This is a genomic window from Magnetospirillum fulvum MGU-K5 (genome assembly GCF_000442515.1).
Taxonomy (GTDB): Bacteria; Pseudomonadota; Alphaproteobacteria; order Rhodospirillales; family Magnetospirillaceae; genus Phaeospirillum; species Phaeospirillum fulvum_B.
In genome coordinates this window covers 1-1,765 of sequence record NZ_AQPH01000148.1, presented here as the reverse complement: position 1 = coordinate 1,765, position 1,765 = coordinate 1, and the positions used below count along the sequence as shown (strand labels likewise).

At 51.7% G+C, this 1,765-nt stretch carries 1 protein-coding gene; it reads right to left on the bottom strand.

The features are described 5' to 3' along the window. Positions 1 to 363 precede the first annotated feature (363 nt). Complete coding sequence (locus tag K678_RS18880) at positions 364 to 1,473, bottom strand: hypothetical protein (RefSeq protein ID WP_155804602.1); 1,110 nt, start codon at positions 1,471 to 1,473, stop codon at positions 364 to 366. Positions 1,474 to 1,765 lie beyond the last annotated feature (292 nt).

The following is a 1,765-nucleotide window of genomic DNA, read 5'->3' as shown; positions in this document are numbered from 1 at the left end:
GTCGAGTTTCAACGGCCTAGCTGGGGTGTCGCAACGCCTTTTCCCAACGTGACACCCCCTCCAAGGCAGGACCGACAGCCCCCGCTGGATCGGGCGAGGGTGTCACGGTCACGGGGCTTTCTGGACTTCTTGTCAGGTCTAGACGGTCAAGACCGTCTTCCACAGCTTCCGTCACTGCTGCGAGGATGCCTACCGCAACTCGGACATCCCGAAGGAGGTGATGGCGCGGCTGCGGTGCGAGGGGCTGGACCTGGGGCACCTCTGCCCGGATGTTGAGGCGGAAAAATCTCAGCGGGTATCTGATCAAGCGGCGGAGTGAGGTTTCCCCCGGTGGGAGTGCTGTGCCACCCCACTCTCCCGAACCTACATATCAGGGCTCCCATGAGGGGCGATTACTTCCTCTTCGGCTGAGGCTCCTTCCCGTGTGAGGTGAATCACAGCTGAACCGAGACATGAGAACATAAAATCAGCAATTACTAGGCTATTCATGCTGTCACGAGGTGTTGAGCAAGGTAACCTGCCGTGCGCGACCGCGTGGCGGTTAGGAAAGGGAAAATCAGATACAGATGCATCGCCTCCAACATTCGTATAACATGCATCTTGAATATGTTCAAAGACCGGCATCCAGTCTATGGGGGAGATGTCAAATGCGCCGATTGGCAGTTTGGCTATTATTTCTCTGATTTCCGTGAGGCTGGTCATTCTCTCAGGGTTGGGCGGTGGCATTCTCATGCGCACGGCCCTCTCAATCTCAGGAAACACAGTACGGCAGACTGCACGGTGAAGGCCATTGGCTCGACACGCGAGGGCCTCATTCATAGCATCCAACGTCTCTTGATCCGCACCGCTACGCTCAAATCGCACCATAAAATTTTTGGATATATCTACCCAATTATCACACAGATATCTCTCTACCTCGTGTGAAAGGGCGTCTTCGCCTCCATTGTCCAGAACTTCAAGAACGAATTCACTTGGGATTGCGGGGTGGGGAAGCCAACCTGCTTTCTTAAGTGCGCCGATAGCACGATCCTTACAACCCCAGCGAATTACCCAATCCGACAGCTCTGGTGAAGAAAGAGAACTCCGGATACTCCCTACAATTCCCAAAGAGTTGGAAATTATCGCGCCGATTTGGCTCTCAACGTTCCGAACCGTACGGACCGTCTCAGCCAGTGCCCCACAAATAGCGCCACTCGACTCCGACCAATGGGATTGCTGTTTTGCTATGCTCCCGATAACTGACCCAATGCCAGATTGATCAATTCGAATGGGCGTCCATGTTTTGGAAAAAATAGAACCAATTCTCGCTGACGCATTGCGAATTTCTGACGAATTATAAACACATGTAAATCCACTATGGTATGGTTGTATTGTGATTTCTGAATTTTTAAATTTGTCATGATTGATAACTGAGGTGAGATTCTTGAATTTATATTTAAGATCAACATCTTTATATTTGATGCCATCAACCATGAGCGACACTCCCATCAGAGCCAACGCCCAAGATGGTATGTGTCGCACAGATTTCAATCAAATGGATATTTATGGTGGCACTCGGCTTGCCATCTCCCAAGACATACGACAGTGAATGAGCCTCGTCTCACACGGCCAAGGTCTACAGAGACGTTCGGTTCGCGTCATCGGGCGTAAGATGTCTGGAGTCGGCGGGTTTGAGCGACTTATGCACTTGCCGCAGAGACAGAGCTTCGGTTCCAGAGGAGCTTTATCTTCGCCGTCCCAAAATCGATCTGTGCCGCTTCCGCAG